The sequence below is a fragment of the Mesorhizobium sp. B2-1-3A genome, from assembly GCF_006442655.1.
Lineage (GTDB): Bacteria > Pseudomonadota > Alphaproteobacteria > Rhizobiales > Rhizobiaceae > Mesorhizobium.
Map to the genome: position 1 here is coordinate 686,972 of NZ_VFWK01000003.1, position 24,980 is coordinate 711,951.

Genomic DNA, 24,980 nt, shown 5'->3' on the forward strand with positions numbered 1-24,980 from the left:
CTCAGCCGGCTTTCCGGCTGGTGGGATGGTTTTCCCTCAGGAAGGACAGCACTTCCGAAGCGGGCACGTCCTTGGCGATGAAGGCCTGGCCGACGCCGCGCGTCAGGATGAAGGTCAGCGCGCCGCGCGATACCTTCTTGTCCTGGCCGATGAAGGAAAGCAGCGCCTCGGCATCGGGCAAGTCACCTGGAATATCGGACATCCGCCACGGCAGGCCGACGGCGCGCAGATGCGCCTCGACGCGCGCCGCGTCGTCGGGGCTCGCCAGATTGAGCCGCGAGGAGAACCGATGCGCCAGCGCCATGCCGATGGCGACCCCCTCGCCGTGGACGAGGCGGGCTCCGTCATACTGCGTGGCGGCTTCGAGCGCGTGACCGAACGTGTGCCCGAGATTGAGCAGCGCGCGGTCGCCGGTCTCGAACTCGTCGCGCGCGACGACATCGGCCTTAGCCCGGCAAGCCTCGGCTATCGCTTGTGCCCTCTGCGGCCCGCCGGCGAAAACTTGTCTCCAGTTCGCTTCCAGCCAGGCGAAGAATTCCGGCCGGTCGATCAGCCCGTATTTGGCGAGCTCGGCATAGCCGGCGCGGAATTCGCGGATCGGCAGCGTGTCGAGCACTTCGGTGTCGGCCAGCACCAGCTTGGGCTGCAGGAAGACGCCGACAAGGTTCTTGCCGCGCGGGCTGTTGATGCCGGTCTTGCCGCCGACGGAGGAATCGACCTGCGCCAGCAGCGAGGTCGGGATCTGCACGAAATTCATGCCGCGCCGCACGATGCCGGCGGCAAAACCGGTGAGATCGCCGATCACGCCGCCGCCAAGCGCGATGACGACGTCGCCGCGCTCCAGCCGGGCTGCCAGGACGCCATCGACCACCTCTTCGAGATGGGCAAAGCTCTTGGTTTTCTCGCCGGGTGGCATTGTGATGACGGTGGGCTGGATGCCGCCCTTCTCAAGCCCGGCCTTCAGCGTATCGAGATGCGCGGCGGCGACATTCTCGTCGGTCACGACAGCGGCGCGCGTGCCCGGCAGCCGGCGGGAAATCTCCTCACCGGCGCGCGACAGAAGGCCGGAACCGATCAATATGTCGTAGGCCCGGTCGCCAAGCCCGACTTCGACGGTGACGGGCTGATCCGCGCTCACGATTCGACCTCGCCCGTCGCTGCGATTTCATCGATGCCGAAATGCCGGCACAGTGCGTCCAGCACCTCGGCGGCGATGATCTCCTTGCGGTCGTCGCGGGTCGGCACGGTGACATCAGCGGTCGCATAGACCGGATAGCGCTCCCCCATCAGCCGCTCCAGCACGGCGCGGGGATCGGCGCTCTTCAGCAGCGGCCGGTTCTGCTTCTTGGAGACCCGTTCCATCAGAAGGTCGAGTTCGGCCTTCAGCCACACCGACACGCCATGGGCCGCGATGGCCTCGCGCGTCTGCGCGTTCATGAAGGCGCCACCGCCGGTCGACAGAACCTGCGGGCCATTTTCCAGCACGCGCAGGATGACACGCTGCTCCAGCGCCCTGAACTCGGTCTCGCCATAGCGCTCGAACAGCTCCGGCACCGTCATGCGCGAAACGCTTTCAATTTCCTGGTCGCTATCGATGAAGGGCAGCGAAAGCATGGTCGACACCTTGCGGCCGATCGCCGTCTTGCCGGCGCCCATCAGGCCGACAAAGACAATGGACCTGCCACCCAGCCGGCCAAGCAGCGCGGCGTGGGTCTCGCCTGGAGGATTTGCCTGGTGCGCGTTCATCAGCTGTTTCTTGGGCCCTCTTTGCCGGCGTATCGACATGAAAAGCCGGTTTGCGTCAAGCGTGCCGAGCGCCCGGAGCCCGATATGGGCGGATGGGCGCCTGCATCAGAAGTTGCTAACAGGCCTCCGCTTCTTCCTTGAATTGGCCGGATTGGCGTCCCATAAGGGCACAGGGTTTGGAAACGCAGAACAAGAAGACGAGCGAAAATTGATGCCGACACTGTTTCGCTTTGTCGTGACCCTCGCGATTCTGGCCGGCATTGCCTATGGTACGATGTTCGCACTGGTGATGTTCGTCGAGCCGAAAAAAGCGGAGATGAGCGTGCGCATCCCCCCGGACAAGCTGAATCCCAAGAAAAATTGACCCGAAGAAACTGATCGCTAGGATGAACAGCGCCGCCCGCATCGAGGCATTCCTGGAAATGATGAGCGCCGAGCGGGGCGCTGCCGAGAACACGCTTTCCTCCTACCGGCGCGACCTCGAAGACGCTTCGGGCCAGATCGATGGCGGGCTTGCCGGTGCGGCCGCCGCCGATATCCGCGCCTATCTCGACGACATCGCCGCGCGCGGCTTCGCGCCGACCTCGCAAGCGCGCAAACTGTCGGCGATCCGCCAATTCTTCAAATTCCTCTATGCCGAGGGTCTGCGCGGCGACGACCCGACCGGCACGCTGGACAGCCCGAAAAAAGGCCGCCCGCTGCCCAAGACGATGAGCGAGGCCGAGACCGGCCGGCTGATCGACCGCGCCGCGACCGAAGCCGGCGATGCCGGGCTGGGTTATAGCGACAGGCTGGCGGCGCTTCGCCTGCATGCGCTGGTCGAGGTGCTCTACGCCACAGGCTTGCGCGTTTCCGAGCTGGTCGGCCTGCCGGTTACGGTGGCGCGGCGCGACGACCGTTTCTTCATGGTGCGCGGCAAGGGCGACAAGGAGCGCATGGTGCCGCTGTCGGCCAAGGCGCGCGCGGCGATGCACGCCTGGCTTGCCGCCCGGGCCGGGGTGGCCGCCTTCGCCGACAGCCCGTTCCTGTTTCCCGCCGCATCGGACAGCGGCTACCTCTCGCGCCAGGTCTTTGCCCGCGACCTGAAAGGACTGGCCGCGCGGGCCGGCATCGCTTCGGCCAAGATTTCGCCGCACGTGCTGCGCCATGCTTTCGCCAGTCATCTCCTGCAGAATGGCGCCGATCTCAGGGCGGTGCAGCAGCTGCTCGGTCATGCCGACATATCGACGACACAGATTTACACCCATGTGCTGGAGGAGCGGCTGGTGCGGCTGGTCAACGATCATCATCCGCTTGCCGACTAGGCCTCATATCGCTATGTGAGGACGACATTTCACCGCCCGGAACCTTGGTTTCAAGGGTTCCGCGGTCCTTGCCTTCCGACGTATCGGTCCGCTCAAGCATGTACAATTACCTCGATTTCGAAAAGCCGGTGCAGGATCTTGAACTCAAGATCCTCGAGCTCAAGAAGCTTGCCGAGAACGGCGAGGCGGTCGATGTCGCCGATGAGATCGCCAGGCTCGAGAAGCGTTCCCACGACGCGCTGCGCGAACTCTACAAGGCGCTGACGCCGTGGCAGAAGGTGCAGGTGGCGCGCCATTCCGACAGGCCGCACTGCGTCGACTACATCAAGGGCCTGTTCAGCGATTTCACGCCGCTCGCCGGCGACCGCAATTTCGGCGAGGACCAGGCGATCGTCGGCGGCTTTGCCCGCTTTCGCGGCGAGCCTGTCGCGATCATCGGCCAGGAAAAGGGTTCCGACACGACAAGCCGCCTGAAGCACAATTTCGGCTCGGTGCGTCCCGAGGGCTATCGCAAGGCCGTGCGTTTGATGGAGCTTGCCGACCGTTTCAAGATCCCGCTTCTGACCTTGGTCGACACCGCTGGCGCCTATCCTGGCGTCAGTGCGGAGGAACGTGGCCAGGCCGAAGCCATCGCGCGCTCGACCTCGGCCTGCCTTGGCCTGAAAGTGCCGTCGATCTCGGTGGTCATCGGCGAAGGCGGTTCGGGCGGCGCCATAGCGATCGCCACCGCCAACCGCGTCTACATGCTCGAACATGCCATCTATTCGGTGATTTCGCCGGAGGGGGCGGCCTCGATCCTGTGGCGAGACACCACCCGCTTGAAGGATGCGGCGACAAATATGAAGATCACCGCGCAGGACCTTCTGCAAATGAAGGTTATCGACGCCATCATCCCCGAGCCGATGGGCGGCGCCCAGCGCGCGCCCGAAACGGTGATTGCCGCGACGGGCGACCTCATCGCCAAGACGATGAAGGAATTCGCCGGCGCCAACACCGATTTTCGCGAGCAGCGCCGCGAGAAATACCTGGCGATGGGCAGAAGTCTCTAGGGACCGGGTAACGATCGATGGACACTCTGCTTTAACGGCTGCTAATTAAGCTTGTCGTTTTACGGGGGATCCGAGATGAAAAAATACGAGAGACCTACGCTGGTCAAAGCGGCCCGCCTGCAAGCACTGACGGCTCAACAGGCGAGTTCCCAGCCGCCAGTGGACAATGGCAATAACGAAGGCGGCACCATTATCTAGTCCCCGGCAAATCCGGATCTGTCAAAACGTGTGATCGCCTTGGGATAGTCCCGGCCACCACACGGCAAAGTGGCCGGAAGGCACGATTCCGCCACAAAAATGCCGTCGCATTCGGTTCAATGAAATTGCCGCGAGGCGTTGGCCGAGGCTTGCGGTAAGGAATTTTCAAGGTTAACGGGCTTACGGTCCGTGGGTGTTCAGCATGCGGGCCGGCATTTGAAGCCATTGGCCCGAGGGAAAAGACATAGCCGTATCCATGTTTGCCAAGCTCGCCCGCACCGGAGTCCTCATCACCTCGATAGCCGTCGCCGGCTGCAATGATTCGTCGATGAAGGACTTTGCCCCGGAAGCCAACAAGCCGCTGCCGGACAAGATCCTGGCCGACATGAGGGCCAAGGGCATGGTGCGCACCTCCTCGGTGATGGCGCGCATCTTCAAGGAAGAGGGCAAGCTGGAGATCTGGAAGGCCAAGACCGACGGCCGCTACGGTCTCGTCGCTTCCTATGACATCTGCAAATGGTCGGGCAAGCTCGGGCCCAAATACACCGAGGGCGACCGCCAGGCGCCGGAAGGCTTCTACACGGTGCGTCCGTCGCAGATGAATCCCAGGTCGAACTATCACCTGTCCTTCAACATAGGCTTTCCCAACGCCTATGACCGTGCCAACGGTCGCACGGGTCAGAACCTGATGGTGCACGGCGCCTGCTCGTCGTCGGGCTGCTACTCGATGACCGACGCGCAGATCGAGCAGATCTATGCCTTCGGCCGCGACGCCTTCCAGGGCGGCCAGACCGAATTCCAGATCCAGGCCTTCCCGTTCCGCATGACCGCCGCCAACATGGCGCGTTATCGCAACGACCCGAACTATGAATTCTGGAAGATGCTGAAGGTCGGCTACGACAATTTCGAGATCACCAAGGTGCCGCCGAAGGTCGACGTCTGCGAAAAGCGCTACGTCTTCAACCAGGTCGCCGCCGACGGCCAGACATTCGATCCGACCGGACAGTGCCCGGCCACCACCCAGCCAGATTCGCTGAAGAGCGCCTACAACGCCTACCAGAGCACCTACGACGCTGCCTTCAACGGCGCGCTCAAGGCGAGCGTGCCGCCGCCCAAGCCGACCATTGCCGGCATCAAGGAAGCCAGCATCGTTTCGGATTGGTCGAAGCGCCGGGCGCGCGGCGAGCGCGTGCCGATCGATCCGCCGTCGCTCAACAACGACGGCACGGTGACCGAGACGGCGCGCATGGGCCGCATCGATTCGCCCGCCGGCCGCAAGATGGCGGCACTCGACGCCGAAAAGGCAGCCAAGCAGAAGGCCGAGGAGCAGCGGCTGGCCGCCATAGAGGCCGCCAAGCAGGCCAAGGAAGCCGCAAAGGCGCAGGCGTTGGCCGAAAAGGAAGCGGCCAAGGCGCAAGCCGTTGCGGCAAAGGAAGCGGCCAAGGCCGCCAAGGAGGCTCCCGTCGCCACCGCCACCATCGCGGCACCCGCGGATGTCGCGCCGGTCGCCGAAACGCAGGCCGCAAGCGCTGATGAAAGCCGGGTGACAAAGCTGAAGAACAAGCTGCTCGGCATGTTCGGCGGCTGAGCTTGGCCGGGGATACCGCTATCTACGACCTGAAAGGGCTGAACTGCCCTTTGCCGGTACTGAAGGCAAAGAAGCGCTTGGCCGGGATGCAGCCGGGCAGCCGGCTCTGGCTCGAGACCACCGACCCGCTCGCCGTCATCGATATTCCCGCCTTTTGCTCGGACGCCGGCCACCAGCTGATTGAAACAGCGGCGATGTCAGGCGGCCATCGATTCCTGGTCGAGCGCGGCGAGACCGTCTGAATTTCGGCGTGGAACGCTATCTTCCGGCGATCGCCAGCGGATTGTTTTCCAGCGCCGCCCGGTCGGGCGTGTCGATCGACGGCCGGTTGGTGAAGGCGGCGAACAGCCGGCGCACATAGTCTTCCGGCATATCGAGCGTGATCAGCACCAGCCGTGTGCCGCGCTGGCCGTCGGGCCAGGCCGGCAGCCGCGCGGGCGGATGCAGGATCTTCTGCACGCCGTGGATGACCAGCGGGCGTGACGGATCTTCCCTGAGTTCGATCACGCCCTTCATGCGCAGCAGCTTTTCGCCATGCGTCGAACGCAACAGGTCGAGGAACATTTCTATCGCCGAAAACGGCACCGGACCGTCATGGACGAGCGAATAGGAGCGCACGCGGGAATCATGGCGATGGCCATGGCCATGGCCATGATCGTGATCGTCGTGAGCATGCTCATGCGCCGCTTCCTCGCCGAGCCAGCGCCGCACGTCGGCGGATTTGGTGGCGGGATTGTAGAGGCCGCAATCAAACAGCGCCGCCACACCTGTTGCTGAATTGCCGGCATCAAGCAGCTCGGCACCCGGATTGATTTGCCGCAGGCGCGTCCGCAGCGTGTCGAGATCGCCGGCATCGGTCGCCAGGTCGACCTTGCTGAGCACGATGCGGTCGGCGACGGCGACCTGCTTGACCGCCTCGACGTGGGCATCGAGCGTGGCATTGCCGTTGACCGCATCGACCAGCGTGATGACGCCGTCGAGCCGAAAAGCCTGGACGAGCGCCGGATGCGCCATGATCGACTGCAGCACCGGCGCCGGGTCGGCAAGCCCCGTGGTCTCGACGATGACGCGGGCAAGCCGGGCGATGCGGCCGGTCTGCAGCCGGTCGACGAGGTCGGCCAGCGTGTCGACCAGTTCGCCACGCACGGTGCAGCACAGGCAGCCGTCCGAAAGCTGGATGATGCCGTCGGAAGCCTGCTCGACCAGCAGATGGTCGATCGCCACCTCGCCATACTCGTTGATGATGACCGCCGTGTCGGCCAGCGCCGGGTCCTTCAGGAGCCGGTTGAGCAGCGTCGTCTTGCCCGCTCCAAGGAAGCCGGTTAGCACCGAGACAGGAATCGGGAATCCGCTCATCAGGTTAGTTCGCGACCTTGGCCGGCTGATCGCCTTGCGCGGCGGAACCGGCAACGGCCGGACCGGCGCCGGTCGGCGCCGGCCGATCCGGCCGCCAGCTCGGGATCGGCACGTCGGCATATTCCTGGCCGCCCTGGTCGAGCATCGCCTTCGGCGCCGGACCCGTGGCGCCGCCGAGGCCGACGGCGACCAGCGTCGGTACATGGTCGAGCTTTTCCTGGTAGGGCGATTTCGGCACGTCCTTGGCGGCGGCGGCCGGTGGCGCCTCGGATTGCTCCTCCGGCGTCTTCTTCTTGCAGACCTCGTCATGCATGTCGTTGGGCGAGACCGTGTCACCGTAGGGCGCCAGGGTGGCGACAGTGGCCGAACCGGCGGCTTGCGTGTCAAATCCCTGGTCGAGCAGTCTTGCCGCGGCCTCGGCACGGCTGACCGCCGATTTCTCGCCAAGCACAACCGCGACCAGCGTACGGCCATTGCGCGTCGCCGAACCGATCATGTTGAAGCCGGAAGGGCAGACAAAGCCCGTCTTCATGCCATCGGCGCCGGGATAGCGGCCGATCAGGAGGTTGTAGTTCGGGATCGCCTTCTTGCCGACCGCAAGCCCTTCGATGGAGAACCACGGCGCATATTGCGGAAACTCGCGGCGGATCGCCATCACCAGCACCGAAAGGTCGCGCGCCGTGGTGTACTGGTCGGGCGAGTAGAGGCCGTTCGGATTGACGAAATGGGTGCCGTTCATGCCGAGCCGGGTCGCCTCGGCATTCATCCTCTCGGCGAAGGCGGCCTGCGAGCCGCCGACATTCTCGCCGACCGCCATGGCGATGTCGTTGGCCGATTTGACCAGCATCATCTTCAGCGCGTTGTCGAGCCGCATCACCGAGCCCGGCTTGAAACCCATCTTGCTCGGCGGCTCGCCGGCGGAGTGCTTGGTCACCTTGATCGGCGAATCAAGCTGGACTTCGCCGGCCGCGATCGCCCGGAAGGTCACATAGGCGGTCATCAGCTTGCTGAGCGAGGCCGGATACCAGCGCTTGAACGCATCCTGATGCTGCAGGATCTGGCCGTTCTTCAGGTCGAAGACAACCACCGGATTGGCCAGCGCCGGCCCGGCCAGGACCGACAGCACGATTGCGCCGACCGAGAATAGTTTGAGGAAATGCCTGTGCCGCATGATCGAATCCGAAATCGCCTCTTGCCCTGATCGCCCCTGGCTCCGTAAGATTTCGTTACGTGACCGCCAGCATAATGGGTCCGCCCCTCAAAAACGGACCGCATCGTTGCGGTGCTATTTACCCTATGTGACGCCAACATGGCAAAGCACCTGACAATCACAATTGCAAAACACCCGGCACAATTGCAAAACGGGCACAATTGCAGAACACTGGGCCCAGTTGCGAAACACCAGGCTGAAGCCGGCTGCTCCAACCACGAAATGGAACCATCATGCCAATCCTGAACCGCGCCGCTGAAATGCAGGACGAAGTTGCCGGCTGGCGTCGGCATCTGCACCAGACGCCGGAGCTCAATTTCGACGTCTTCAAGACGGCCGCCTTCGTCACTGAAAAGCTGAAGGAGTTCGGTTGTGACGATGTGGTCACCGGCCTCGGCAAGACCGGCGTCGTCGGCATCATCCGCGGTCGCCAGGGTGAAGGCGCCACCATCGGCCTGCGCGCCGACATGGACGCGCTGCCGCTCAATGAGATCACCGGCAAGGCCTATGCGTCCACCGTTCCCGGCAAGATGCACGCCTGCGGCCATGACGGCCACACGGCGATGCTGCTGGGCGCCGCCAAATATCTCGCCGAGACCCGCAATTTCGCCGGCTCCGTGGCGGTGATCTTCCAGCCGGCGGAGGAAGGCGGCGGCGGCGGCAACGAGATGGTCAAGGACGGCATGATGGAGCGCTTCGGCATCGCAAAAGTGTTCGGCATGCACAACATGCCGGGCCTGCCTGTCGGCCAGTTCGCCATCCGGCCGGGCCCGATCATGGCGGCGACGGCCGAATTCACCATCACCGTGAAAGGCCGCGGCGGCCACGCCGCGATGCCGCACGGCACGATCGACCCGATCGTCATCGCCAGCCAGCTGGTCGGCGCGCTGCAGACGATCGCCTCGCGCAGCACCGATCCGGTCGAGGCCGTGGTGGTGTCGGTGACCAAGTTCCATGCCGGCGACGCCTACAACATCATTCCCGAATCGGCCGAGATCGCCGGCACCGTGCGCACCTTGCGCAAGGAGATCGCCAAGAAATCCGAAGAGCGCATCCGCGCGATCTGCGACGGACTGGCGACCGCGTTCGGCGCCAGGATCGAAGTGGACTATCAGGCAAATTACCCCGTCACCTTCAACCATGCCGAAGAGACGGTGTTTGCCAGCGACGTGGCGGCCGATGTCGCGGGCGACAGCCATGTCCACCGCGGCATCCAGCCGGTGATGGGCGGCGAGGATTTCTCCTACATGCTGGAAGCCCGCCCCGGCGCCTTCATCTTCATCGGCAATGGCGACACCGCCGGTCTCCACAACCCAGCCTACGATTTCAACGACGAAGCCATCCCGCACGGCATGAGCTACTGGGTGAAACTGGCGGAAACCGCGCTGGCCGCTTGAGGCCCGCCGCGCAAGGAGCCGGCCGAATTGCATGCGGCCGGCCCCTTGGCGAAACGATCCGAAGCGGCTATGTGTCTGGCCGCGTGGTCCCGTAGCTCAGTAGGATAGAGCGGCAGATTCCTAATCTGTAGGTCACAGGTTCGATTCCTGTCGGGATCACCAATTAAATCAAATAGTTGGAAGGTCGGCGTGGCACTCAAGAGGCCGCAGCCGGACCCCGGCTATGGCCGATTTCAGCCTCGATAGAAAAAATGGTTCCTCCCCCGGTTCGCTACGGAGCTCAAAAGGCCCGTTCATTTGCCGATTCATTTTTGGCAGCTTGTTAGACGGCTTGACCAAAATTGCTCGCTTGTTAACCGCCAAATGACGATACTGGTTCCCAGATTCAGTCAAAATCAGCCAATAATGATAGGAATTCGCCCATCAGGGTGACAAATCATTGGGCTAGCCCGAGGGATTCGTGATATTCGCGACACAGAGCGCGCTGTGAATCATGTGAGCGCGTCGCGACCATGCGGAGATACGAACGTGGCAAGGAATGTCCGAAAATCAACGGCCGAGGACATGGCGCCTGTCGTGTCCGCCGGGGCATGGGAAGACGATGGCGGGCGCGGGCGGGTCGATCTGATTCCGGCCAAGCGCCACGCCTTCATCCTCGAATGCCTTAAACGAGAAGGAGCCGTCGGCGTTCAGGAACTCATCGATCTCATCGGCGCGTCGCCTTCGACGATCCGGCGCGATCTCGAGACGCTCGAACGGCAAGGAGCATTGGAGCGGACGCATGGCGGCGCAATGCTTCAACGCACGGAACTGGCCACGTTCGAGCCGGATCTCGCCACTGCAGCGCAATTCGCCAGAGCCGAGAAAGAGGCCATAGGCGCCGCCATGATGTCGGAACTTCGAGCCGGGCAAAGCGTCATTTTCGACGCAAGCACGACCGTTCTGGAAGTCGCCCGCGCCATAGCCGCGGCGCCCATCCCGCTTACGGCCGTCACCAACAGCCTTGCGATCGCTCAGATACTTGCACCTGTGCCGGGAGTGCGTCTCGTGATGCCGGGAGGCACCTGCAAGCCTGGTTCGCTTACACTGATCGGCCAGCCTGGCGAGAATTTCCTGCGAACCATTCACGCCGATGTGGCCATTCTGGGCACCCATGCCATCACCGGAGACATGCTCACGGAGACCTCGCTGGAGGTTGCGGCAATGAAGCAGGCGATGATTGCCGCGGCGCGTCGTGTGGTCGTGCTTGCCGACCATTCGAAGTTCACCGTCCCCAATTTTTGCACGATCTGCCGCCTGACCGAGATCCACCAGATCATTACCGACGAGGGCATCAATCCGGCTCACCTCACCAATCTTCGGACGCTCGATGTAGACGTCAAGGTCGTGCGCGTCAGCCGTTCGGGTTGTTGAGTTGAGCACTCCTGAGGTTACGGATATCCGGGTCGTCGCAGACGACTTGACCGGCGCCCTGGATAGCGCGGTTTCCTTTGCATCGCCGGGGAATGGCATTGGGGTAAGCTGGCAGCTGGACCGTACGTTTGGGGGACGTATGGCCATCGACGCCGCCACCCGGGAGGGGCCTGTGACGACGGCGGTTGAGCGACACCGGGCGCTTGCGCCATGGCTCGCCGGCGGACAGTTGAGTTTCAAGAAGATCGACAGCCTTTTGCGCGGCCACGTCATCGCTGAAATTGAGGCATGCATCGTCAACGGAACGTATCAGCGTGTTGTTATCGCACCTGCGTTCCCATTTCAGCGACGCGCCACGCGCCTTGGGCGGCAATGGCGGCTTGATCAAACCGAAATGGTAGGTCCCGACCTGGTCGCCGGTCTAGGCCAGCGCTTTACGGCTGGGCGTTCTGCACCAGGGTCACAACCAGTTGATTTCATCACACTCTACGACGCCGAAATGGATGCCGACCTGGACAGGATCGTCGCGACCGTACCGAAACAAGCGACGTTGTGGGTCGGCACTGGCGGCTTGGCGGCCGCACTCGCACGGCACATGAATGTGCCGCACAAGCCTGTTCCTGCGTTTTCCGATCCATTTCTGGCCCTTGTCGGCACAAATCATGAGGTCACGGCGGGACAGGTAGCCCTCTTTGCAGCCAGGCATGCGGATGCGCATGTGGTCGTGGAGCACGACATCGACAAAGCGAGAAGGCGTTTGGCGGAAAGGATGATGCGCGGGGAGCCGTCGGTCGTCAGTGTCGCTGCATCGGGCGATCGCCACGCCGTGGCAGCCCATATCGGCAAGGTGTTTGCCTCGCTTCTCGCAGGCTTGCCAAAGCCCGGCACGTTACTCGTCACCGGCGGTGAAACATTGCGATCGGTGTGCGACAGCCTGGGCGTCATCGAACTCACGGTCGAATGCGAGATCGAACCGGGGCTTCCGGTTTCCAGGATCAAGGGTGGTGTTTTCGAGGGGCTGGCCACCATTTCGAAATCCGGCGCATTCGGCGACAGCGCCCTGCTCTGCAGGCTCGCGGCCCTCGCGCGTCGCTGATCAAGACGAACTCCGGCCAAAAGCACCGGCGGGTCCATCTCCGCCGGTCAAATGGCGTCAAACGATATTTCAACAGCCTGACACCTCGGATCGCACGCCACAGAGAGGCAGGCGAAGAGGCGATTCTCACGTTCGTATGATTACGGATGACCGAAAAAGAAAACTATTGCACGTCGATGGTTGAAAGGATTACAAGATGACCACAATTGACCAATTAGGGGCGTTTATGTCTGGTCCAAGACTCGGCATCACAATGGGTGATCCCGCGGGCATCGGCCCTGAGATCATTGCAAAAGCATGCGCAAGGCTGAAACCGCGGCTTGCCGACGGATCGTTGTCGCTTCTCATTATCGGCAGCGTCACCGCGATGCGCGCAATGGAGTCCATCTCAGGACGCATCGAGCTGGAAGAAGCGTCAGCTTCGGCGGAGGGGACCGTTCCGCCCGTGGCCATTCTTGAGGCTGGACCGGAGCGGACCCCCGTTGAGACAGGCGTCATGTCGGCTGAAGGCGGGCGCCTCGCCTATCTGGCGATCGAAAAAGCCGTGCGCCTGGCGCAGGCCGGTTCAATCGCGGGTATCGTCACGGCTCCTCTCAACAAGGAAGCGCTCAACCTGGCCGGCTATCATTATGCCGGTCACACCGACATGCTGGCGGAACTGACAGGCGCCCGCGATTCCGTGATGATGCTTGCCCATGGCGATTTTCGAGTCAGCCATGTCTCGACCCACGTAGCGCTGGCCCAGGTTCCGTCGAAACTGACCGAACCCCGGTTGCGGCGGGTCATCCAGTTGACGGTCGAGGCGTTGCGCGGCCTCGGCATCGCCCATCCCCGCATTGCGATTGCCGCGCTCAACCCGCACGCCGGTGAGGGCGGCATTTTCGGCCGTGAGGATATCGATATCACGACCCCGATCGTCGCCTCCTACACGTCCGCCGATTTTACGGTGGTTGGACCCGTTCCGGGCGATACGGTTTTCGTCAAGCTGCGCGCCCGCCAATATGACGCGGTGGTCGCGATGTATCACGATCAGGGCCATGTCCCGGTGAAGCTGCTCGGCTTCAACGTCGATCCCGTGACCGGTGAGTGGAAAGCGCTCTCCGGGGTCAATGTCACGCTCGGCCTTCCGATCATCCGCACCTCCGTCGACCACGGCACGGCCTTCGACATTGCCGGCAAGGGCATCGCCAATGAGGACAGTCTGATCGAGGCGATCGAGTTCGCGGTCCAGATGGCTGCGGCGAAATCCAACCCTTAGGCGTCGGCACGCCTGCAACGCACGCAAAAGCGGATCGAACCATGGCAGCAGAAGACAAGAAATCCTATCTCATGTTGATCGACGGGAAGTTTGTCACTGGCGAAGCCGGTATGCGCCCGGTGATCAATCCAGCCGATGGCTCCCTGGTCAGCCGCAAGGTGGCGCCCGCCATGATCGCCGGCGACACCATCGTCCTCAAACCGCATGAAGACACGCCACTTTCGGCGCTCGAAATGGCTCGCATCTTTGTCGAAGCGGGCGTGCCGGCCGGTGTGGTGAACATCATAACGGGACGAGGTGAAACCATAGGCGAAGTGCTCTGCACGGAACCCGGCGTCGACCTCATCACCATGACCGGGAGCGTACCGACAGGCAAGCGCATCATGGCGAATGCGTCGCGCAATCTCACTCCTGTTTCGCTGGAGCTTGGCGGCAAGGCGCCATTCATCGTCCTGGCCGATGCATCAAGGGGGCCATCATCATCATTGCCGTCTCGTTGAACCGGCGTTGATGGCAGCAGGACCATGATCCGACCATATGCCTCCATCTCGGGAATTCGGCCTCCGCGGCGGCAAGTGCGGCGGAGGAAAGCTCACATCAATTTGAAAACCGGCGGTGGTCGCCGGACAACGGGAGGAAAGTGAAATGAAAAGACGTATGACGCTTCTGATGATGGGCGCCCTTGCGGCATCTGCCGCAACGCTCCCAAGCGCCCGGGCGCAGGACACCTACAAGCCCGACTGCTACGCTTCTGCACCGGACAGTGCTTCGGTGATCTCCTATCCGAAGAAGGCCGGGCCTTATAAGATTGCCCTGGTCAACGGCTATGTCGGCAATGACTGGCGTGCCAACTCCATCCAGACCGCAAAGGCCTGGGGCGCGCGTCCCGAGAATAAGTCCAAGCTGTCCGACCTGAAGATCATATCGGTGGGCAATGATTCCACGGCGCAGATCTCCGCGATCGACAACTTCATCGCCGCCGGCTACGACGCCGTGATCATCAATGCCGTCAATCCCACCGCCTTCGACGCGGTCGTGAGGCGTGCCAAGCAAGCCGGCGTGGTGCTGGTTACCTATGACAACGTCCTCGACTCCAACCAGGTCGTGCAGATCAATGAAGATCAGGTCGCGCTGGGCCGGATCAAGGCGCAGGCCGTGGTCGATGGCATCAAGGCCAAGAAGGGCAATGTTTCGGGTCAGGTTCTGGAAATCGATGGCGTCCCCGGCAACAGCGTCGACCGCGACAACCAGGCGGGCTTCAGCGAGGTCTTCTCCAAGTACCCCGATCTAAAGACGGTCAAGGTCGAAGGCGACTGGGACGTGGGCAAGGCGTCGAAGGTAACGTCCGACGCCATCGCCACCAACGGCAATTTTGACGGCATCGTTGTCCAGGAGGGCTCCGTTGGCGCGCTTGAGGCGATGGCCGCGGCCAAGCACCCCGTGGTCCCGGTCGGCTTCGATGCCGGCAACGGCACGCGAATGCTGGTCAGCAAGGGCAAGTATCCGGGGATTACCGCCGCTCAGGCGCCGGCGCTGGCCGCCATGGCGCTGGAGGCCTCGGTCGTGCTGCTGGAGGGTAATGCGCTGCCGCAGAAGGTTTTCCTGCCAATCCCGCACAAGGACAACGCGGACCTGACAGAGGGCAAGGATTTCTTTCCTGACCTGCCGAAGACCTTCTACACGGCCACTGGTTTTCCGCAGTGCTTCCCCGTGTTCACGCCCGATGAACTGAACGGCCAGACGGCCGATAACTCCAACTAGGCAATGACACATGACCTGGCCGGCGTCTGCGCCGGCCAGGTCGACGGCAGGGAGCGCGCATGGCCGACCGCTATGTTGAACTGAAATCGGTGTCGAAATCCTATGGTGGCGTTCCAGCGTTGACCATGGTGGATTTCCGCTGCGAGCCAGGGCGCGTGCACGCCATTCTCGGCGAAAATGGCGCCGGCAAGTCAACGCTGATGAAATTGTTGGCCGGTGTCATCCAGCCGGATACGGGAACGATCTCCATTGGCGGGCAGACGGTGCACTTTTCCTCGCCGCGCGAGGCGGCAGAACAGGGCACGGTCTGCATGTTCCAGGAACTGTCGCTGATGCCGCACCTTTCGGTCGGCGACAATATCGTGCTCGCCGCGCCCCGCACCCGGATGGGATTGATGCAGCGCGGTGTTTATCGTGAGGCGCGCGCGGCGCTGGATCTGGTAGGGGCCAAGTCGATCCCGCTCGGCGCCCGGGTCTCTGGCCTGTCGCTGTCCGAACGCCAGCTTGTGGAAATCGCCAAGGCCGTGTTCCGCAAGCCCAAGCTTCTTATCCTTGACGAGGCGACCTCGGCGTTGACCAGCGAGCTCGTCGAGACGGTGTTCGGTGTCCTCAGAATGCTGAAGGAGCAGGGCGTCGCTATCCTTTTCATCTCGCATCGCATGCACGAGGTCGACGCCATCGCCGATCGCATATCCGTCTTCCGCAACGGCAAGCATATCGAGACATTCGACGTTGGCGCGCGCACGACCGATGAGATCGTGGGCCTGATGATTGGCCGCTCGCTGGAGGAGCTGTTTCCGCCGCGCCGCCCGCCCGTGCCCGACGCGGCGCCGACCGTTCTGGATGTGTCCAACGTCAGTTGGCAAAACCAGCTTGTCGACGTATCGATCGCCGCTCGCGCCGGCGAGATCGTCGGGCTCGGCGGTTTGGATGCCCAGGGCCAGCAGCAGATCATGCATGCGGTCTTCGGCGTGCTGCGCGGAGTGACGGGCCGCATCACGCTGAATGGCAAGCGACTGAACGGTTTGCAGCCGCCGAGGGTGAAACAATCCGATGTCGGTCTGGCGCTCGTGCCCGAGGATCGCAAGACCGAGGGGCTGATCCCCGGCATGTCGGTAGCGCAAAACCTGCGCTTGGCAGTTCTTGGGCGCGCGCCCTTCGGCCTGCTCGACCTGAACGGCGGCAACGAGGCCCGGCTTCAAGGCCTGATCGAACGGCTGGCATTGACCTACGGTTCGCTCGATGATCCCGTCTCGACGCTTTCAGGCGGCAACCAGCAGAAGGTGGTGCTGGCCAAATGGCTGGTTCTGTCGCCCAAATGTCTGCTGCTGATGGACCCGACGCGCGGCATCGACCTGCCGACCAAGGCGCAGATCTACAGGCTGCTCACTGACCTGGCGGCCGAGGGAATGGCCGTGATCCTGCAATCGACCGACTATGAGGAACTTATCCACTTGTGCGATCGGGTCTATGTCTTCTACCGGGGCAGTGTGGCCAGGGAACTAAAGGGCGATACCCTGTCCGCCGATGCGCTCATCGCCGCCTCGATGAACGTGCACCTTCACGCTGAGGCCCGAGCATGATGTCCTGGCTTCGCCAAAATGCCAAGGAAGCGATTGCCGCGCTCGCGCTGGTCGTGCTTTTCGCCGGCTACATGGCCGTCCATCCGCGCGGCTTTTCAACCTATGTTGTTACAATCTGGTCGAACCAGGGGGCACTGCTTGGGCTTGCCGCGATCGCTCAGTTCTTTGTGGTTCTGGTCAAGGGAATCGACCTGTCGGTAGGATCTATTATCGCACTGACCAACGTGGTGGCGTCGTTCCTTCTAAACGGATCTCCGACCTCGATCGCCCTTGGGATGGTTGCAGTGCTGGCCGTCGGGGTGGCCTGCGGGCTGGTGAACGGGATCGCGGTTGTCTATGGCCGGGTGCAGCCAATCGTCGCCACCCTTGCGACGGGTGGCATCTTCGGCGGCATCGCTCTGCTTTTGCGGCCTACGCCCGGAGGCAGCATCGATGAGACGATGTCGGACGCGCTCACCTATGCAGTGGCGGACGTTCCGGTCTCGGCGATGATTCTTGTCGTCGTTCTTGTCGCACTGATGGTCTTTCTGCGCCGGTCGGCCCTCGGCCTCGGCCTCTATGCTGTCGGATCGTCTGAACAGTCGGCTTACATGACCGGCCTTCGCGTAAACCGGCTCAAGCTCATCGCCTACGGCAGCAGCGGCTTCATCGCGGCCCTTGCCGGCATCTATGTCAGCATGGTCACGCTTACTGGCGATCCCAATATCGCGCCGTCCTACACGCTGAATTCGATCGGCGCCATCGTGTTGGGCGGAGTGGCGCTGAGCGGTGGCGTCGGCAATCCCATCGGCGCCGTTATCGGCGCTTTGATCCTCAAGACAATCTCGTCGCTGATGTTCTTCTCCGGGCTGCCACCATTGGCGCAGCCCTTCTTCGAGGGATTGATCCTCGCAACTGCAATTGCACTGGGCGCGCTCGGCGTCTTCCGGGTGCGCAGCCGGCTTGAGTTGTACCGCTGATGACTGATGCAACCGCACGACGCGCTGCGCCCCACAAATCCCGCCGCTGGTTAAGCCGGGACCATGTGTCCGTCCTGCTGATTGGGCTGGGCTGCGTCGCCCTGCTCTTGGGTGGTTCGCTATTGTATCCCGGCTTCCTGAAGCCCAGCTACATTCTGCAACAGCTTCAGATCGCCGCCTTTCTTGGTATCATCGCCACCGGTGCCATGCTTGTGATCCTGCTTGGCGAGATCGACCTTTCGGTGCCCTGGACGATCACAGGCACGGCGATTGTTGTCATCTCGGCCACTGGCAGTTCCAATCCCGTGATCGCCAGCCTGGCAATTCCGCTAGGCCTCTGCTTTGGCATGGTTATTGGGCTCTTGAACGCCATCGGTGTCGCGATCTTTCGCGTACCCGCGATGGTCTGGACGCTGGCGGTGAACGCCATGCTGCTTGGCGCCACGGTTTTCTATACCGGCAACAGCCGTCCCAACGGTGAGGTCCCCTGGCTGGCGACACAGGCGGCGATCGGACGGACCTTCGGCATCCCCAACGCCTTTCTCGTTTGGCTGGGAGTGGCCGTGATCACGGTCTGGGTGCTCCGGCGTACCGTCTATGGCAACTACCTCTATGCACTGGGCAATTCGCGACGTGCGGTGTTCCTTGCCGGGGCGCGGGTCCGCCTGGTGACAGTAGCAACCTTTGTTCTTGCCGGAGCGTTTTCCAGTTTCGGCGCTATCCTGCTGCTGGGCTACACCAACCAGGCCTATCAGGGCATGGGAGACCCCTATCTCATGCCGGTCATCTCGGCTGTGGTGGTCGGGGGAACCTCCATTCAAGGCGGTCGGGGGAACTATGTCGGCACCTTCGCCGGCGCGATCTTCATCACGCTTCTGTCGTCGATCCTTTCGGTGATGCAGATGCCCGCTGCCGCGCGCGAGATGATCTTCGGCGCGATCATCCTGGTCATGCTGCTGATTCACGGTCTCACTGGCAAGAACAAGGACATCTGAGCTGTTGGCGGACCTGTCAATGAGGCGTCATGCATCTCTCCAGCACCCCGAGGCGCTCAGCGCTGCGAGGGGATGCGCCGGTCGCGGCTATCAGGCTTTCATTGCCCATAATGCCGACGGGGCCGAGCGCGAGCTGCGCAGGCGTTTGCGCGACGTTGAAACGCTCTGTCGGGCCATGTGCAAGCCCGAAGGAACCGGCTGATCGGCAAGGCAACCCAGCAAGCAAGGCACCTGAAGATGACATACTACGAGGTTCTTGATCGTCGCTTCCACGATTTCATCATCCCGTTGTGCAAACTCGAAAAACTTCACGCCGGAACGCGCTGGGCCGAAGGGCCCGTGTATTTCGCCGATGGGCGCTTTCTGCTCTTCAGCGACATTCCCAACAACAGGATGCTGAAGTGGGATGAAGTAACGGGTGATGTTTCCACTTTCCGCTATCCGTCGAATTTTTCCAACGGCAATACGCGCGATCGGCAGGGACGCCTCGTCAGCTGCGAACATGGGGAACGGCGCGTCACGCGTACCGAATATGATGGCAGCATCACCGTCCTGGCCGATCGATTCGAGGGAAAGCGTCTCAATTCGCCCAACGATGTGGTGGTCAGATCTGACGATACTGTCTGGTTTACCGATCCGCCCTACGGCATCCTGAGCAATTATGAGGGCTACAAGGCACCCAGCGAGATCGGAGCCTGGAACGTCTACCGCCTTGACCCCAAGTCAGGTGCGCTATCGGTGGTTGCCGGCGACTTCGACAAGCCGAACGGCCTTGCCTTTTCCCCGGACGAGACACATCTCTACGTCGCCGACAGCGGCCGTTCCCATGGCTGGGACAAGCCGCACCATATCCGCCGCTTCGATGTGAACGAAAACGGCCGCCTTTCAGGTGGCAGCGTCTTTGCCGAGATCGATCCCGGCATCCCTGACGGGTTTCGTATCGATGTTGACGGCAATTTATGGGTGTCGGCTGGCGATGGCGTTCATTGCTTTGCGTCGGACGGTACGCTTCTTGGCAAGATTCTTGTCCCGGAGACTGTCGCCAACGTGTGCTTTGGCGGACCTCATCGAAATCGCCTGTTCATCACTGCCGACAGTTCGCTTTATGCCGTCTATCTCAACACGGCCGGGTTGCATTTCTGCTGAGCAAGGAAATTTCCATGCTGCCCGGATGCATCGCCGATGACGTGACCAAGATCGTAGTGTGAAAGTCCCATGATGTTTCTCCGTCGGCCACCACGGCCGGCAAGGAAACGGTGGATTGTGCAATTGGCTATCCGGTCCACCATCGCCTGCCGATAGATGACATCCTGCAGAACTTCTAGGCCTTCAAAGCAAGCTGAGATCGTGCTGACGCCGGGCTGGCAATCGTGGCGCCGAGCCCTTCCAGGAGCCATTTCGCTTTCTCGACCAACTCGGCATTGCTCTTCACCAGTTCAGTCCGCGACATCCGGATCGTGTCCTCCATGCCTATCCGCACATGCCCGCCGAGCAGGTGGGATTGCATGAGCATCGGGTAAGCTGCGCGGCCGATGCCGAAGCCTGTCCAGATAGCATCCCGTGGCAACATGTTGCGGGCGAACATCATTGTCTCCGGCGTCGTCGCGAAGCCGTATTTCACACCAAGCACAAGGCTTACGAGCGGCGGGCCGCGAAACACGCCGCTTGCGAGAAAGTCGTTGAGTAGATTGATATCTCCGCTGTCGAAAAGCTCGAACTCCGGCCGGACCCCACAGTCGTAGATGATCTCAGCCATCTTCTTGACGTTGGGCGGGGTGTTAATGACGACCTCGCTGCCGAACGTCATCGTGTTGAGATCCAGGGTGCAGATGTCGGGCCGCAGATCGCGGATGTGCTCGACGCGGCGCTCGGCTGTAACGAAATTCGTCCGGGGTCCGGCGATCTTGGGATCTTCCTCGCCGGGCTGGAACCGGCCGCCAGGTCCGGTGGTGATGTTCAGGATCACCTCCGTGTTCTTGGCGCGGATCAGGCGAACGAGTTCGCGATAATGATCGAGTTCCATCGACGGTCGACCGTCGGGATGGCGGACATGAAGATGCAGGATTGCCGCGCCCGCATCGACCGCATCGAGTGCCGAGTCCGCGATCTGTTCCGGCGTGACCGGCAAATTTTCATTGTCTTCCAGCCGCGTGAGGCTGCCGGTCACGGCGCAGGTAATGATGGTGTCCCTGGACATATGATTTCTTTCAGCTTGCAAGGATAGCCGTGGCGGCGATCTCGACGAGCAGGCCGTCGTCGATGAGCGCCCCCGCCTGAACCATGGTCGTTGCCGGTCGAATGTCGCCAAAGACGGCGCCGTGGGCCCTGCCGACGGCTTCCCAATCCTTCATGTCGCGCAGGAAGATACGCGTCTCGACGACATCCTCGATCGAGGCGTCGAGTTGGCGTAGCGCCGCGCCGATGCGGTCCAGGACCTCGATGGTTTGCCTTTCCGCATCACCGGGGTGAAGTGTGCCGTTGGGTCCAGAGGCAGAGGTGCCCGATACGACAATGGTGTTTCCGGCGCGGACGGCCCGGGAATAGCCGATAGCCGCTCCCCAGTTGTTGGTCACGTCGACCTTTTGCCTTTTCATACGCTGCTCCTTGGTGTCCGGAGGTTTGCTTGCCGCTGATCGTCATGCGAATGCCGGCAACGCTCGGTCGAAGGCCCGCACTATTTCGTCGATATCCGCGTCTTCCATGACGGTGGAGAACGCCATCAGCCCATTGCCTGCAATGATCACGCCCTGGTCGAACAATGCCTTGGCGAGAGCCGCAACCCGCGCGCCGCCATCGGCCGCGGCGAATGTGGAGCGATAGTCGCTCAACGGCGCGTCCGTCAGGTGGACACGGCGCAGCGAGCCCAGTCCTGTCACCTGTCCCTTGATCCCATGCCGGGCGAAACAGGCGCGAACACCCTGATCGAAGCGATCGCCGAGCGCCTCGAGCTTCTCGAACACAGGGGGCGTCAATTCTTCAAGAGCGGCTATCCCGGCCGACATCGACATTGGATTGGCGCTGAAGGTGCCGCCATGCGGCACCGCGGGCTGGCCCTTGCTCGGATCGAACACCGACATCACCTCCGCACGGCCGCCGATGGCGCCGATCGCAAAGCCGCCGCCGATAATCTTGCCGAGCGTGGTAAGGTCCGGGTCGATGTCGAAACGGCCTTGTGCGCCATTGTAGCCAAGGCGAAACGTGATGACCTCGTCGAGGATCAGCAAGGCTCCGAGTTCGCGCGTGACGCGGCGCAGCATCGCCAGGTATTCGGGCTTTGCCGGGACGAGACCGGCGCGGTTGGGCATGACATCGACGAGCACGGCGGCAAGGCTGTTGCCGCTGGCGCGCAGAATGGCCTCGGCGACCGGGGTGTTGTTGAAGGGAATGACGATGACATCGTCGAGCACCCCCTGGGGTGTCCCTTTGGCGGTCGGCACGGATCCCGGCCTGTCGATATCGCCCCAGGTAGCGGGACTGGCGTCCTGACTTGTCTCGGCCGGGTCATAGGTCCCGTGGTAGGCGCCCTCGCATTTTGCAATCTTCGGCCTGCCGGTATAGGCGCGCGCGGCCTTGATCGCATTCATCACCGCTTCCGTGCCGGAATTTGTGTAGCGAAGCCGCTCGACGGACGACAGACGGTCGCACAGTATTTCCGACAGCCGGATCTCGCTCTCGGTGGGCATGCCGAAACACGTGCCGGCTTCGAGTTGCCGTGTGGCCGCCTCGAGGATCTGGCGGTTACCATAGCCATGGATCAGAGAGGTGAAGTTTCCCAAGGCGTCGATCCGGACGTGGCAATCGACATCGGTGATCCGGCACCCATCGCCGCGCCAGGCATAGATCTGATGTGGTTTTCGATAGACAGTCGTACGGGTGTTTCCGCCAGGCATGACCTCGCGGGCGCGGGCATAGAGCTTTTCGGAATTCGGTGTCGCTGGTGCTGACATGAGAACACTCATCGCTTGGTTCTAAGTGGCAAGGTTGATCCGCTCGCGACGCAACGTCGGGTTGCCGCTCTCGAATTCTCGAGCAAAACGGTGGCCTGAGTATACGGCGGCATAAATGGCAGCGGGCGCTTCGCAATCCCCGATGCGCGAGACGCGGCGCAGGCGACCTGCATTGCCCTGATCAAGACGCGCGGTCAGTGCTTCAAACAGTTCGTTGCGCGGCAGCCGAGCCGTGACGAGGACAAGGGCGTCGGCCTCCTTGTGCGCCGTGGCCCCGGTTCGCGCATCGACGAAGAGGGCCAGGTTGTCTCGGGTGCCGGCCAGCGCCATATGCGTAACCATCCCGACGCCGCGCTCATGGAGCCGCTTGGCCGTGCGGATGTTTTCAAGCGTGTTGATGGTGAAGGAGGAGATGTCGGCCGCCGGCGTGAGCAATGTAACGTCGTTGCCGGCAAGCGCCAGCTTTTCGGCGATCACGGCGCCCATGTAGTAGTGGTCGTCGTCATAGACGATGACACGGCCCGACGGGAGATTGCCGCGCATGATGTCGTCGGGTGTGAATACGGGCAGGCTGGCCGACAGCGCAATCGGCTTGAAGGCCGCGCGTCCGACGCCATCGGCGCGCCATTGCGACCCCGTCGCCAGCACGACCTCGTCGGCGTCGAATTCGAGAATTTCGGCCAATCCGAGATCGCTTTCGAGATAGACCCCGACATTCGGGAGCTTGTCGATCTGCGTGATGCGCCAGTCTCGAACCCTCAGCCATTCACGCAGGCCCGGCAGTTCGCCTTCAAGAGTCACGCGGCCGCCGAGACGGCTCCGCCGCTCGGCCAGGGTTACCTGGTAGCCGCGCTGCCCGAGGGCCCGGGCGCATTCGAGGCCCGCCGGTCCACCGCCGACCACGAGCACGGTCGCATCGCTTGATTTGGCGGAAATTCGTTCGGGGTGCCAGCCGCGCCGCCATTCCTCGCCCATCGTCGGATTCTGCGTGCAGCGCAGGTTCGTCATGGCAAAGTGGCTCGACACGCAGATATTGCAGCCGATGCACTCGCGGATGTCCTCGTAGCGACCCTCCTCGATCTTCTTCGGCAGGAAGGGATCCGCGATCGACGGGCGCGCGGCGCCAATCATGTCAAGCACGCCGCGACGGATCAGGCTCGCCATCGTGTCAGGTGAAGTGAAGCGCCCTACACCCACGACCGGCCTGGTGGTGACGCCCTTGATCCCGGTCATGAACGGCTCATGGTCGTTCTCCGATGCGAAGCGCGAGGTCGGTGAATCGTCCGCCCAGGTTCCCACCACGAGATCCCACAGGTCCGGCAGTTCGGCGAGCAGGCTGATCGCCTCGATCCCTTCCTCCGCGACACGAAGTCCCTCGGGGCCAAACAGCTCATCAATGATCAGGCGCACGCTGACAGCGCAGGCATCGCCGCCGCCCTCTCGCGTCGCCTCGATCAACTCCTTCAGCAGGCGGACCCGGTTCTTCAGCGAGCCGCCATATTCGTCGGTTCGTTGATTGCGGGGCGAGATGAATTGGAAGGCGATGGTGGAAAAATTGCCGTCGACATTGAGGATGTCGAAGCCGGCCTTGCGCGCACGCTGCGCCGCGGCCTTCCACCAACCCAGCAGCGCCTTGATGTCGGACTTGTCCATGGCGCGAACCTGGACCGGATGGTGTCCGCTGACGGGTCGGTCCATCGGACCGAGCGGCACCTCGCGGGTCATGCGATTGGCGTTGTAGTAGGCGGGATAGGCGAGTTGGACGCCGGCGAGCGAGCCGTGCTCGTGGACCGCTTCGACCATCAAGGCGAGCGGTGGAATGTCGCCATCATCCCACAGCATCTGCAGAACCTCCGGCATGAGGTCGCCAGAGGGATGAACCGAGCAATGCTCGGTGTTGACCACCGCCCATCCGCCTTCGGCCTTGATACCGCGCATCGCGGCATGGGCTTGCGGTCGCAAATTGCCCATGCCGTTGCAGTGAGGCGTCTGGTAGAATCGGTTGCGGGCGACAACAGGTCCGATCTGTACCGGCTCGAACAGGATATCGAAGCGTGGATCCCGCATGCGTGGCTCTTTCTGTACCTCGCATCATAGGGCGAGGAGACGTGCTTGGTCAG

General features: G+C 62.5%; 24 protein-coding genes and 1 tRNA gene. 17 read left to right on the top strand and 8 right to left on the bottom strand.

The window, feature by feature from the left end; translation table 11 throughout:
- Window position 1 precedes the first annotated feature (1 nt).
- Window positions 2-1,138 carry a 3-dehydroquinate synthase gene (gene aroB, locus FJ977_RS14655; RefSeq protein WP_140772413.1) on the bottom strand — a complete coding sequence of 379 codons (1,137 nt, stop codon included), beginning with the start codon at window positions 1,136-1,138 and terminating at the stop codon, window positions 2-4.
- On the bottom strand, window positions 1,135-1,746 hold the full coding sequence (locus FJ977_RS14660; RefSeq protein WP_140772415.1) for a shikimate kinase: 612 nt from the start codon (window positions 1,744-1,746) through the stop codon (window positions 1,135-1,137). Before FJ977_RS14660 ends, aroB begins: the two co-directional genes overlap by 4 nt.
- A gap of 211 nt (window positions 1,747-1,957) precedes the next feature.
- On the opposite strand from FJ977_RS14660, the gene FJ977_RS14665 reads away from it, so the two are divergent.
- From FJ977_RS14665 to FJ977_RS14685, 6 genes are all read left to right on the top strand, one after another.
- A complete protein-coding gene (locus FJ977_RS14665; protein ID WP_056575994.1) occupies window positions 1,958-2,110 on the top strand; it encodes a hypothetical protein in 153 nt (50 codons plus the stop codon).
- 22 nt (window positions 2,111-2,132) lie between these two features.
- Window positions 2,133-3,050, top strand: coding sequence for a site-specific tyrosine recombinase XerD (locus FJ977_RS14670; protein ID WP_140772417.1), 918 nt, complete (start codon window positions 2,133-2,135; stop codon window positions 3,048-3,050).
- Between the two features lie 98 nt (window positions 3,051-3,148).
- Window positions 3,149-4,099, top strand: coding sequence for an acetyl-CoA carboxylase carboxyltransferase subunit alpha (locus FJ977_RS14675; RefSeq protein ID WP_140772418.1), 951 nt, complete (start codon window positions 3,149-3,151; stop codon window positions 4,097-4,099).
- A 75-nt stretch (window positions 4,100-4,174) separates the two neighbouring features.
- A complete protein-coding gene (locus FJ977_RS36670) occupies window positions 4,175-4,297 on the top strand; it encodes a hypothetical protein (RefSeq protein ID WP_281406820.1) in 123 nt (40 codons plus the stop codon).
- Between the two features lie 256 nt (window positions 4,298-4,553).
- Entirely contained in the window at window positions 4,554-5,885 is a 1,332-nt protein-coding gene (locus FJ977_RS14680; RefSeq protein WP_140772420.1) for a murein L,D-transpeptidase family protein, read from the top strand.
- Between the two features lie 2 nt (window positions 5,886-5,887).
- Window positions 5,888-6,127 carry a sulfurtransferase TusA family protein gene (locus tag FJ977_RS14685; protein ID WP_181179827.1) on the top strand — a complete coding sequence of 80 codons (240 nt, stop codon included), beginning with the start codon at window positions 5,888-5,890 and terminating at the stop codon, window positions 6,125-6,127.
- A 16-nt stretch (window positions 6,128-6,143) separates the two neighbouring features.
- Here the strand turns inward: FJ977_RS14685 and FJ977_RS14690 are convergent, their stop codons facing one another.
- A complete protein-coding gene (locus tag FJ977_RS14690; protein WP_181179829.1) occupies window positions 6,144-7,241 on the bottom strand; it encodes a GTP-binding protein in 1,098 nt (365 codons plus the stop codon).
- A 4-nt stretch (window positions 7,242-7,245) separates the two neighbouring features.
- On the bottom strand, window positions 7,246-8,412 hold the full coding sequence (locus tag FJ977_RS14695; protein ID WP_140772424.1) for a D-alanyl-D-alanine carboxypeptidase family protein: 1,167 nt from the start codon (window positions 8,410-8,412) through the stop codon (window positions 7,246-7,248).
- A gap of 272 nt (window positions 8,413-8,684) precedes the next feature.
- On the opposite strand from FJ977_RS14695, the gene FJ977_RS14700 reads away from it, so the two are divergent.
- From FJ977_RS14700 to FJ977_RS14750, 11 genes are all read left to right on the top strand, one after another.
- Window positions 8,685-9,848: a M20 aminoacylase family protein gene (locus tag FJ977_RS14700; RefSeq protein ID WP_140772426.1), complete on the top strand. Its 1,164-nt coding sequence runs from the start codon at window positions 8,685-8,687 to the stop codon at window positions 9,846-9,848.
- A gap of 85 nt (window positions 9,849-9,933) precedes the next feature.
- A tRNA-Arg gene (locus tag FJ977_RS14705) sits at window positions 9,934-10,010 on the top strand.
- 366 nt (window positions 10,011-10,376) lie between these two features.
- A complete protein-coding gene (locus FJ977_RS14710; RefSeq protein WP_246683088.1) occupies window positions 10,377-11,261 on the top strand; it encodes a DeoR/GlpR family DNA-binding transcription regulator in 885 nt (294 codons plus the stop codon).
- Between the two features lies 1 nt (window position 11,262).
- Window positions 11,263-12,357 (top strand): four-carbon acid sugar kinase family protein, encoded by a 1,095-nt coding sequence (locus tag FJ977_RS14715; protein ID WP_140772428.1) that lies wholly within the window; start codon window positions 11,263-11,265, stop codon window positions 12,355-12,357.
- 226 nt (window positions 12,358-12,583) lie between these two features.
- Complete coding sequence (pdxA, locus tag FJ977_RS14720; RefSeq protein ID WP_210243838.1) at window positions 12,584-13,615, top strand: 4-hydroxythreonine-4-phosphate dehydrogenase PdxA; 1,032 nt, start codon at window positions 12,584-12,586, stop codon at window positions 13,613-13,615.
- A gap of 41 nt (window positions 13,616-13,656) precedes the next feature.
- Window positions 13,657-14,115, top strand: coding sequence for an aldehyde dehydrogenase family protein (locus tag FJ977_RS14725; RefSeq protein ID WP_246683095.1), 459 nt, complete (start codon window positions 13,657-13,659; stop codon window positions 14,113-14,115).
- 145 nt (window positions 14,116-14,260) lie between these two features.
- Window positions 14,261-15,376, top strand: coding sequence for a sugar ABC transporter substrate-binding protein (locus FJ977_RS14730; protein WP_140772430.1), 1,116 nt, complete (start codon window positions 14,261-14,263; stop codon window positions 15,374-15,376).
- A 59-nt stretch (window positions 15,377-15,435) separates the two neighbouring features.
- Window positions 15,436-16,959, top strand: coding sequence for a sugar ABC transporter ATP-binding protein (locus tag FJ977_RS14735; RefSeq protein WP_140772432.1), 1,524 nt, complete (start codon window positions 15,436-15,438; stop codon window positions 16,957-16,959).
- Window positions 16,960-17,012: 53 nt separating this feature from the next.
- Window positions 17,013-17,918 (top strand): ABC transporter permease, encoded by a 906-nt coding sequence (locus FJ977_RS14740; protein WP_181179833.1) that lies wholly within the window; start codon window positions 17,013-17,015, stop codon window positions 17,916-17,918.
- A 65-nt stretch (window positions 17,919-17,983) separates the two neighbouring features.
- Entirely contained in the window at window positions 17,984-18,913 is a 930-nt protein-coding gene (locus FJ977_RS14745) for an ABC transporter permease (RefSeq protein WP_244735329.1), read from the top strand.
- Between the two features lie 237 nt (window positions 18,914-19,150).
- Window positions 19,151-20,059, top strand: a complete 909-nt coding sequence (locus FJ977_RS14750; protein WP_140772437.1) for an SMP-30/gluconolactonase/LRE family protein — start codon at window positions 19,151-19,153, stop codon at window positions 20,057-20,059.
- Between the two features lie 175 nt (window positions 20,060-20,234).
- Here FJ977_RS14750 and FJ977_RS14755 read toward each other — a convergent pair whose 3' ends face one another.
- Genes FJ977_RS14755 through FJ977_RS14770 form a run of 4 tightly spaced genes read right to left on the bottom strand, consistent with a single transcriptional unit; the run spans window position 20,235 to window position 24,927 of the window.
- The gene (locus tag FJ977_RS14755; RefSeq protein ID WP_140772439.1) at window positions 20,235-21,110 is read right to left on the bottom strand and encodes a 3-keto-5-aminohexanoate cleavage protein; all 876 of its coding nucleotides are present in this window, start codon (window positions 21,108-21,110) and stop codon (window positions 20,235-20,237) included.
- 10 nt (window positions 21,111-21,120) lie between these two features.
- A complete protein-coding gene (locus tag FJ977_RS14760; RefSeq protein WP_140772441.1) occupies window positions 21,121-21,507 on the bottom strand; it encodes a RidA family protein in 387 nt (128 codons plus the stop codon).
- A 42-nt stretch (window positions 21,508-21,549) separates the two neighbouring features.
- Window positions 21,550-22,860: an aspartate aminotransferase family protein gene (locus tag FJ977_RS14765; RefSeq protein WP_140772443.1), complete on the bottom strand. Its 1,311-nt coding sequence runs from the start codon at window positions 22,858-22,860 to the stop codon at window positions 21,550-21,552.
- Window positions 22,861-22,881: 21 nt separating this feature from the next.
- A complete protein-coding gene (locus FJ977_RS14770; protein ID WP_140772444.1) occupies window positions 22,882-24,927 on the bottom strand; it encodes an FAD-dependent oxidoreductase in 2,046 nt (681 codons plus the stop codon).
- Window positions 24,928-24,980 lie beyond the last annotated feature (53 nt).

What these genes read in the sequence shown, in the direction of transcription:
- FJ977_RS14660 (WP_140772415.1), bottom strand. Translation starts at nt 1,746, where the DNA reads ATGAACGCGCACCAGGCAAATCCTCCAGGCGAGACCCACGCCGCGCTG.
- FJ977_RS14665 (WP_056575994.1), top strand. Translation starts at nt 1,958, where the DNA reads ATGCCGACACTGTTTCGCTTTGTCGTGACCCTCGCGATTCTGGCCGGC.
- FJ977_RS14670 (WP_140772417.1), top strand. Translation starts at nt 2,133, where the DNA reads ATGAACAGCGCCGCCCGCATCGAGGCATTCCTGGAAATGATGAGCGCC.
- FJ977_RS14675 (WP_140772418.1), top strand. Translation starts at nt 3,149, where the DNA reads ATGTACAATTACCTCGATTTCGAAAAGCCGGTGCAGGATCTTGAACTC.
- FJ977_RS36670 (WP_281406820.1), top strand. Translation starts at nt 4,175, where the DNA reads ATGAAAAAATACGAGAGACCTACGCTGGTCAAAGCGGCCCGCCTGCAA.
- FJ977_RS14680 (WP_140772420.1), top strand. Translation starts at nt 4,554, where the DNA reads ATGTTTGCCAAGCTCGCCCGCACCGGAGTCCTCATCACCTCGATAGCC.
- FJ977_RS14690 (WP_181179829.1), bottom strand. Translation starts at nt 7,241, where the DNA reads ATGAGCGGATTCCCGATTCCTGTCTCGGTGCTAACCGGCTTCCTTGGA.
- FJ977_RS14695 (WP_140772424.1), bottom strand. Translation starts at nt 8,412, where the DNA reads ATGCGGCACAGGCATTTCCTCAAACTATTCTCGGTCGGCGCAATCGTG.
- FJ977_RS14700 (WP_140772426.1), top strand. Translation starts at nt 8,685, where the DNA reads ATGCCAATCCTGAACCGCGCCGCTGAAATGCAGGACGAAGTTGCCGGC.
- pdxA (WP_210243838.1), top strand. Translation starts at nt 12,584, where the DNA reads ATGTCTGGTCCAAGACTCGGCATCACAATGGGTGATCCCGCGGGCATC.
- FJ977_RS14725 (WP_246683095.1), top strand. Translation starts at nt 13,657, where the DNA reads ATGGCAGCAGAAGACAAGAAATCCTATCTCATGTTGATCGACGGGAAG.
- FJ977_RS14730 (WP_140772430.1), top strand. Translation starts at nt 14,261, where the DNA reads ATGAAAAGACGTATGACGCTTCTGATGATGGGCGCCCTTGCGGCATCT.
- FJ977_RS14735 (WP_140772432.1), top strand. Translation starts at nt 15,436, where the DNA reads ATGGCCGACCGCTATGTTGAACTGAAATCGGTGTCGAAATCCTATGGT.
- FJ977_RS14750 (WP_140772437.1), top strand. Translation starts at nt 19,151, where the DNA reads ATGACATACTACGAGGTTCTTGATCGTCGCTTCCACGATTTCATCATC.
- FJ977_RS14755 (WP_140772439.1), bottom strand. Translation starts at nt 21,110, where the DNA reads ATGTCCAGGGACACCATCATTACCTGCGCCGTGACCGGCAGCCTCACG.
- FJ977_RS14760 (WP_140772441.1), bottom strand. Translation starts at nt 21,507, where the DNA reads ATGAAAAGGCAAAAGGTCGACGTGACCAACAACTGGGGAGCGGCTATC.
- FJ977_RS14765 (WP_140772443.1), bottom strand. Translation starts at nt 22,860, where the DNA reads ATGTCAGCACCAGCGACACCGAATTCCGAAAAGCTCTATGCCCGCGCC.
- FJ977_RS14770 (WP_140772444.1), bottom strand. Translation starts at nt 24,927, where the DNA reads ATGCGGGATCCACGCTTCGATATCCTGTTCGAGCCGGTACAGATCGGA.